Here is an 8,619-nt window from a genome sequence, read left to right on the forward strand (position 1 = left end):
CACATTCATCCCTATCGAGGAAAGATTCTCCCCCAACGGCCAACCATTCTGCCCGAACTCCCAACCATTCTTCCCTACAGTATAAAGTGGATGGATCCTGCGGATTCGGTTCTGTGAAAGAGTGTAACTTGCGCTATTTCATCCCATAATCCTCATTGACATAATCTTCAAAAAATATAATATAGTAGATAGGATTGGAAAAAATAGATTGGTATAGAGGGGGATTAGTGTATGGAAAAGACGATTGAGAAGAGGCTTATGCGTGATGAGGTGCCTGTAGAGTTAACGTGGAATCTGGCTGATTTATTTGTCACGAAGGAAGCTTGGGAGACGGAGTTAGCGGTGATTGAGAAGCAGCTGCCGGAATTTGCGAAGTTTAAGGGGAAGCTTCAGAATGGGGCAAGTGTTCTTTTGGAATGTTTACTTCTTCGCGAACAGCTTTATATTAGGCTTGGGAAAGCTGGTACATATGTTTCGTTATTGGAAGCGGGTGATGGTACTAGTTTTGCGAATCAGTCGGACAGTGCGGTCTATTCTTCACTTGCTACAAAGGTCTATGCAGGGCTATCTTTTATTAACTCGGAGATTCTTGAACTGCCTAATGGAACGGTTGAACAATACATAGCTGAAGAAAGCGAGCTTGTGCCTTTTCAGCAAAATTTAATCAAGTTGTTAGAGACGAAACAGCATCGCCTGTCAGCGGAGTCAGAAGAGGTTTTGGCTTCACTGGGGGAAGTTCTTGACGCTCCGTATAAAATCTATGGCACTAGTAAAACAGCGGATATGCAGTTTGCGTCTATTGAAGATGAAGAGGGGAATCAACTATCTGTTTCAGCAGCTCTATATGAGGATCGTTATGAGTTTTCGCCTGATACGACTGTAAGAAGGAAAGCTTACGAATCTTTTGTTGGGACACTTGAACAATATAAAAATACCTTTGCCCAAGTTTATTCAACAGAGGTAGCGAAGCAGGCGGCCCTTTCAAAGCTGCGTAAGTATGATTCGATTACGGAGATGCTCCTTAATCCGCAGCAGGTTAGTCTGGAAATGTACAATAATCAGCTGGATACGATTCTAACTGAGCTTTCACCGCATATGCAGCGTTTTGCTAAGTTAAAGAAAAAGGTTCTTGGGCTGGATCAGATGCGTTACTGTGATTTAAAGGCTCCGTTGGATCCGGAATTCAATCCTTCAACTACCTACGAAGAAGCTAGTGAAGTGATTTTAGAAGCTTTAAGTGTTATGGGACCTGAGTATAAGGCTATTATGGAAAAAGGATTGAAGGAACGTTGGGTGGACTTGGCGGATAATGTGGGCAAGCGGACAGGTGCATTTTGTTCGAGCCCATATGATGCACATCCGTATATTCTTATTACGTGGCAGAACACCATGCGAGGAGCATTTGTCCTGGCACATGAATTAGGCCACGCAGGACACTTCTACTTAGCCAATCAAAATCAACGGATTGGCAATACGCGTCCATCGATGTATTTCATTGAAGCACCTTCTACGATGAATGAATTGTTATTAGGTCAGTATTTACTTAATAAGACAGAAGATAAGCAGATGCGACGCTGGGTAGTTATGCAATTACTAGGTACGTATTATCATAACTTTGTCACTCATTTACTAGAGGGAGAGTATCAGCGCCGGGTATACACAATGGCTGAAAAAGGAAAGGCGTTAACAGCCAAAACTCTTTCAGAAGTAAATCATGAAGTACTCGCTGATTTTTGGGGAGATGCCGTGGAGTTAGATGAAGGGGCAAGTTTGACATGGATGAGGCAGCCGCACTATTATATGGGCTTGTATCCATACACCTACTCTTGTGGTTTGACGGCATCGACTGCTGTTTCACAACTGATTCAGGAAGAAGGAAAGCCTGCCGTGGATAGATGGCTTGATGTACTGCGTGCAGGAGGGACAATGAAGCCGCTTGACCTGCTAAAACATGCCGGGGTTGATATGTCCACCCCAGAAGCAGTTAAGAAGGCTGTAGCCTATGTAGGATCGCTTGTCGATGAGCTTGAACGTTCTTATGAATAAGTAACAAAGTAAAAAACCTTCCTGATAAAACTACAGGAAGGTTTTTTACTTTACTCAACCGTACTTGGACGAGAAGAAGAGCTTGCCTTAATCATGACAACGATACTTGCTAGAATTAAGAATACAGCAAGGAAAATAAGTAAAGCGAAGACGCTCGACCATAGTGAGCTGTAATTGTCTAAGGTGATCACGGCTTTAAAACCGTTGATTGAATACGTTAGTGGTAAGAAATTGCTTAATCTGTGAAGTCCTTCAGGAAGCATCTGTACAGGTAAGCTTGCACCTGTTGTAGACATTTGCAGAACAAGGAATACAAAAGCAAGGAAGCGGCCGATGTTACCAGCTAGTACAGTAAGAGCAAATACGATTGTTAGGAATACTAAGCTGACAAAAACAGAGAAAATAACTAAACTGAAACCGTTTCCAAAAGTTGATTTAACTAAGAATGCTGCTAGGATTGAAACGAGTAAAGCTTGAGCTGTAGCAAATAAAGCCATCGTACCAAATTTTCCTGCATACCATCTGATTGATGAAACGGCTGCGTCATATGGTTTTCTCAAATCAAAGAGTAAACTCATTAGCAGCACTCCGACAAATAAGGCAAGAGATAAGACATACGGTGCATTTGCATAGCGATAACCTTTGAATGGATTAATGGTTTGTCCACTCAGTTCTACTGGTGCAGCAAATTGTTCAATATTTTTATCTGATACGGAGATAGCGCCTGTTTTTTCAGCTCCGCTAGATAGACCTGCAGTAAGTTCTTTACTGCCGGTTTCAATTTTTCCAATTCCATCATCTACTTGTGTGACTCCATCAGTTAGGGTACCCCAGCCAGTTCTCACGGTGGAAGTTCCATCACTAATTTGAGTCGCGCCGTTATTTAACTTCCCTGCGCCCACAGTTAGTTGATTCCAACCACTTTTAACGGTTTGGTTACCAGCAGCTACTTGTTTCGTTCCGCCAGAAAGTGTAGTTACACCATTCGTGATTGTTTTCCATCCGTTTTCAACTGAATGATTACCTTGGTTAACAGTAGAGATCCCGCCTTTGATTTTAGATACAGAATCAGTTAGCGTGCCCCAAGATTGATTCACAGTTGCATTTCCTGCGGCCAAGGTAGCTGAGCCTGCGGATAGTGCACTTGCCCCAGTAGATAAGCTTGAAATACCGGTAGATAGTTTAGTTACGCCGGCATTTAAGCTTGTTTGACCGCTGACTAATTGGTCAAGACCGCCAGCTAATTGAGTTGCTCCTGGTGCAGCTTGTGCCAAGCCGTCTGAAACAGATTTTGCACCAGCACTTAAGGTAGGTGTGCTGCCTGCTAATTGATTTAAACCACCAGCAACTTGCTTACTGCCAGCAATAAGAGTCTGAACATCTGCTCGTTTTTCAAATCCAGGAATTTGTGCAGCCAATGCTCCTACAAGTTGTTCTAACCCTGCAGCCACTTGTGCAGCTCCTGGTGATAACTGCTTTACAGCTCCGTTCACGGTTGCGGCACCGTCTGCTACTTGTTTACTGCCAGGGGTTAGTTTAGCTAAACCGCCATCTAGTGTTTTACTGCCAGCTTGTGCCGTTTTTAATCCTGTTAGTACTTGTGCAGATCCAGCTTCAAGTGCTGAAGCACCTGCAGAAGCTTCTCTGGCACCCGCTGCCAATTGTTTAGCTCCATTGTCCAGGTCTTTGGCGCCGGCAGCTAGTTTACCGATATTGCCAGAGCTGTTTTTCAATGAAGATAGAAGTTGAGTTGAACCGTCTTCTAATGTTTGCGTACCAGCTGCTAGTTTTGAAATATCACCTGACTTCGCTTTTAAAGAAGAGAGCAGCGTATTTGCGCCTGCATTGACTTCTCCAGCGCCGGCAGCTAATTTAGAAATGTCACCTTGTTTACTAGTTAACGAAGAATAAAGTTCATTTGTTCCTGCTTTTAATTCTTTTGATCCATCTGCCAATTTGGCAATGTCCGGGGCTTTGTCGTTAAGTGAAGTAAGAATTTGACCTGTACCATTTTTCAGCTCTGTAGCACCTGAATTAATTTGTCCTGAACCGTCTGCACCAGAATTGAAACCGCTTGCAATTTCAGATAACTGAGTAAGCAGGCTCTTTGTATAAGTTGCCGTTACTTTATTTGCTAACTGCGTTTGAATTCTTTCTGTGGCTGTTTTGGTCACTTGAGCAGCCATGAAATGTAAGCCTTCATTTTGAGTATACTTTAGTTCGGGCTTTTGTGGATTTGCATCGAGAACAGTGGTCACTTTCTGTGAAAAGTCTTTTGGTACTTCAATGACCATATAATATTTAAGATCCTTTAATCCTTTTTCGGCTTTTTCGGAATCTACAAATTCAAAGCCAAGACTATTGTTGCTTTTTAACTCAGCAATTAAGTCATCCCCAACATTAATTGGTTCTCCTCCGGACATTCCACCTTCATCTTGATTGACGACTGCTACTGGAAGATTTGATAGGTTATCATACGGTCCCCATTTAGCAGTGAGGATAAGTGCCGCATATACAAATGGCACTAAAAGAATGGCGATGACGGCAATAATCCATCCTCTCCTGCTAGCAAATCCTCCTAATTCTGATTGCGAAGAATTCATATTTTTCCCCCTTTGTTTTTATTACAAATATAAATGAATCACTATTCATTATGTTTGTATTCCTAATATATTCTGACAATAAATTGAAATTCCTTCTATTTTTAAGGTAATGGATAAATATTTTTAGGTATATTTAATCATTTTCCCTAAAAAAGCAGGTGAAAAAGTAAAAAAAGGCGGATGAAATATTACTCCATCCGCCTTTTCTATAATTATGCTTTTGATGCTTCAAGCTCAAGATTAATCGTAATTTGATCACCGATTAGGACGCCGCCAGTTTCTAGAGCTGCATTGTAAGTCAAACCATAATCGCTGCGGTTCACTTTTGTTTTGGCACTGAAACCTGCTTTTGTGTTGCCCCATGGATCTTTACCTTCACCTTCGAATGTTACATCAAACGTTTCAGGACGAGTAACACCTTTAATCGTCACATCACCGCTTACTTTGTAGTCATCGCCGCTTACTTTAGTAATCTCTGTAGCTTTGAACGTTATGTTTGGATAGGATTCGACGTCAAAGAATTCAGCCGAACGAAGATGATTATCACGGTCCTCATTTTTCGTATAGATACTTGCCGTATCAATCGTAAATTCAATAGCAGCTGTCGTTAAATCAGAAGAATCCGCTGTGATGTTTGCATCAAATTTTGCGAAGTTTCCACGTACTTTTGCAATCATCATATGTTTCACTGAAAATTCAACTAAACTATGATCTGCGTCTATTACCCATTTTTCTGTTGTCATGTATATTCCTCCCAGAATTATTATCTTGGAATAAAATATATTTACTCCGAGATAACTATTTATAATGTAAGTATATGTAATTGATTATTAAAAGTCAACTACTTATTTTAAGTAAGTAACTATAATGTTTCATTTTATGAATATATGCAAAGAAAAGTCTTTAATCACCATAGTGACTAAAGACTTTTTGGTTAATTTTCTTTTTTACCTTCATACATTTTTGCTTTACTTGGCCAAAAAGCGTAACGGCCGAGCAAAGCGGTAAGAGCCGGCACTAGGAAAGGACGGACAATAAATGTATCCATTAAGACCCCAATGGACGTAATGAGTCCGAATTGAACGAGAACCTGGATGGGCACCGTTGTTAATACTGCAAAGGTAGCTGCTAAGATGATACCGGCAGATGTGATGACTCCGCTCGTTTCACTAACACCTTCTTTAATAGCTTGCTTAATTGGCATGCTCTTTTTCTTCTTCCAAATACTTGAGACCATGAAGATGTTATAATCTTCGCCAAGTGCGACAAGGAAAACAAATGCGTAAAGCGGGATGGCTCCTTGTATCGCTTCGACTCCCATGAAGTTATGGAGAATAAACCACCCAAGACCAAGTGCGGCAGTATAAGATAAGATGACTGTACCCATCAAATAAATCATCGCTGTAATGGAACGTAAATAAGCTAATAGCAGCAGTGCAATTAAGATAACAATTAGCGGAATGATAATGGTACGATCTTTATCACTCGTTACTTGGTTGTCATGCTGTGTTGCTGTTTGTCCGCTGATCCAGACTTTATCTGACGCTTTTTTTATATCAGCATTTGTTAAGGCTGATTCGGCAGCGGTTTTTATAGCAGGTATTTTATCCATTGCTTCTAAAGAATATGGATTGATTGAAAACTTGACCGTATAGGCTTTCAAATTTTTGTTTATTGCCCCTTCTTCAGGGTCGCTGACGGTTTCAACAATATCGACTTCTTTTAAGGCATCCGTAAGCGGGATATCTTTTCCTTCTGTATCAATGACTATTTTTGCAGGAGCCAGTTCTCCTGGTGAATAAGCGTCAGAAATGATGGCAAAGCCTTCTCGAGAATCCATATCCTCTGGGAAAGAAGAGAGGATGTCGTAGGTATATTTAACTTGTGTAGAATAGGCTCCAAGAATCCCAAATATAACAACGGAGATGATGACGACTGTCCATGGTTTTTTGATGACTAAATTGCCGATTCCACTTCCGATTTTATTCGTTTTCTTTTGACGTTTAACCGGTTTCCCCGTTTTTTGAGCGCGTTCTTCTTCCATTTCAGGTGTACGCGGGATGATTGGGAAAAAGGAAGCCCGGCCAAAAACAGCTAGTATTGCCGGAACCAAGGTTAAGGCGGCAATGCCCATAATAAGGATTGATAAACTAAATGGGACAGCAAAACGAGTATATGCCCCGTATTCGGCAACTAACAGAGTCAACAGGGAAATAACAATCGTTAAGCCGCTCATCGCAATGGCACCAGAAGAATCAGTAAAGGCATGCATCAGTGCTTTGCGTTTATTTTCTATTTTCCTTAATTCTGTCCGGTAATGAGAAATTAGGAATAAACAATAATCCGTTCCTGCTCCGAATAAGAGCACGGTCATAATTGAAATGGATTGGGCATCTACAGTAATCCAGCCCTTATCCGCCATGAAACCAAGAATTGGACTGGTTACAAGGTAGGCAAAACCGACCCCGATTAACGGAATAATGGCAAGCAGGGGAGAACGATAAATGAGTAATAATAGAACAAGAACTAATAATACAGTTCCAATTAATAATGTTACATCAGCACCTTTAAAAAGGCCGGTTGCATCAACAGAAATGCCGACAGGACCCGTTACACGAATAGAGAGTTCGCTTGAATCGATATCCTCTTTAAACGGATTGCCGATACCTTGTTTTTTTACTAGTGCTTGAATGTCATTTAAATTTTCCTTCAGTTCTTCAGCTCCTGCGTCTTCAGCAAAAAAGATGGTTTGAACAAGTGTAGTCCCATCCTCTGAAATGAACTCCTTAAGAGCTGGAAGCGGTACTTTATCTATAGGAGGAAGAAACGATTGGTTAGGCAGAGGATTTTTTGTAAGTTCAGCATTTAATTCTTGAACAGCCGCCAAATCTTCATCTGCTAAGCCACCTTCCCGATGCCATGTAAGCAGAGCGGGTACACCAGATGAGTTGGGAAATTCCCTTTCCATCAATTCATCGGCTTGCATAGAAGGTGCGTCGCTTGGCAGGTCGACTGTTTTGTTTACTTCCTTTTCGCCAACGGATGGTAAAGTGAAAGTTAGAATGGCAGTTAGGGCAATCCAAATACCGATTACGATCCATCTGCCTGATTTTCCTGTAACCATTCTGCTAAGTTTTTGTAAAATCGATTCGTTCAAAAAAACACCTCATTTAAATTATTTTTTTCTTTCATATATAAACGATTATGTAAAAATGTGGTGAATAAAGCCGATCCCTTTAATTATATATGAAGCAGTCAAAATCCCCAAAGTTTAATGTGCTATAGTTAGGATATAATCCGTATTAGAGGTGGAGTGAACAGGGTGTTGCATCTGATTAGGTGGGGTATGTTTTTCGGAGGTTTGTGTCTGCTGGGAATGGGAAATGCACTTGCGGTTAAGGTGAAATTTTTAGGTTTGCATCCATGGGAAGTGTTGAATGTAGCTCTTTTTCAACAGATGGGTTTGACCATTGGAAGTTGGTCAATCATAACCGGGCTATTTTTAGTTCTAATCACGTATATAGTAGATAGGAAATACATAAGTCTTGGAACCTTTCTAAATGCGATGTGCGTGGGAGTCATTATGGACTTTTTTCTCTGGTCTGGATTGCTTCCAGAGTCGTCGGGTACTTGGACAGACTATTTCATTTTGCTGGCAGGAATTTTATTGGCAGGAATCGGCGGAGGGTTATATGTGGCTTCGAATCTGGGGGCAGGACCGCGGGATGGATTTATGTTGATTGTCTCAGAAAGAACAGGTATTTCAGTAAGTAGAGCGAGAATACTCGTTGAAAGCATCATCCTCATCTTTGGTTTTCTACTAGGAGGGCCTGTATTCATTGCGACCTTTATCTATACCTTTATCCAAAGTCCTGTATTTCAAAAGTCACGAATGGTTTTCTCAGGACTTTTAGGCAAATGGGTAGAAAGACGATCAGTAACAAGGGTGATCCAAAAATAAAAAAAGCTT

The 8,619-nt window shown here is 41.0% G+C and carries 5 protein-coding genes; 2 read left to right on the plus strand and 3 right to left on the minus strand.

Features of this window, described 5'->3' with window-relative positions; all coding sequences use genetic code 11:
- Positions 1-231 precede the first annotated feature (231 nt).
- On the plus strand, positions 232-2,046 hold the full coding sequence (gene pepF / locus WYK_RS15655) for an oligoendopeptidase F (protein ID WP_040375415.1): 1,815 nt from the start codon (positions 232-234) through the stop codon (positions 2,044-2,046).
- Between the two features lie 50 nt (positions 2,047-2,096).
- On the opposite strand, the gene WYK_RS15660 is transcribed toward pepF, so the two are convergent.
- The 3 genes from WYK_RS15660 to WYK_RS15670 form a co-directional block, all read right to left on the minus strand.
- Positions 2,097-4,649, minus strand: coding sequence for a YhgE/Pip domain-containing protein (locus tag WYK_RS15660; RefSeq protein ID WP_040375416.1), 2,553 nt, complete (start codon positions 4,647-4,649; stop codon positions 2,097-2,099).
- Positions 4,650-4,861: 212 nt separating this feature from the next.
- Complete coding sequence (locus WYK_RS15665; RefSeq protein WP_040375417.1) at positions 4,862-5,392, minus strand: YceI family protein; 531 nt, start codon at positions 5,390-5,392, stop codon at positions 4,862-4,864.
- A 191-nt stretch (positions 5,393-5,583) separates the two neighbouring features.
- A complete protein-coding gene (locus WYK_RS15670; protein ID WP_081704913.1) occupies positions 5,584-7,806 on the minus strand; it encodes an MMPL family transporter in 2,223 nt (740 codons plus the stop codon).
- 189 nt (positions 7,807-7,995) lie between these two features.
- Here WYK_RS15670 and WYK_RS15675 point away from each other — a divergent pair, with 189 nt between their 5' ends.
- Positions 7,996-8,610, plus strand: a complete 615-nt coding sequence (locus tag WYK_RS15675; protein WP_040375419.1) for a YczE/YyaS/YitT family protein — start codon at positions 7,996-7,998, stop codon at positions 8,608-8,610.
- Positions 8,611-8,619: the final 9 nt, after the last annotated feature.

It is taken from the genome of Peribacillus psychrosaccharolyticus ATCC 23296, assembly GCF_000305495.1.
GTDB lineage: Bacteria > Bacillota > Bacilli > Bacillales > DSM-1321 > Peribacillus > Peribacillus psychrosaccharolyticus.

Excerpts from the sequence above, each read along its gene's own strand:
- pepF (WP_040375415.1), top strand. The coding sequence starts at position 232 with ATGGAAAAGACGATTGAGAAGAGGCTTATGCGTGATGAGGTGCCTGTA.
- WYK_RS15660 (WP_040375416.1), bottom strand. The coding sequence starts at position 4,649 with ATGAATTCTTCGCAATCAGAATTAGGAGGATTTGCTAGCAGGAGAGGA.
- WYK_RS15665 (WP_040375417.1), bottom strand. The coding sequence starts at position 5,392 with ATGACAACAGAAAAATGGGTAATAGACGCAGATCATAGTTTAGTTGAA.
- WYK_RS15675 (WP_040375419.1), top strand. The coding sequence starts at position 7,996 with ATGTTTTTCGGAGGTTTGTGTCTGCTGGGAATGGGAAATGCACTTGCG.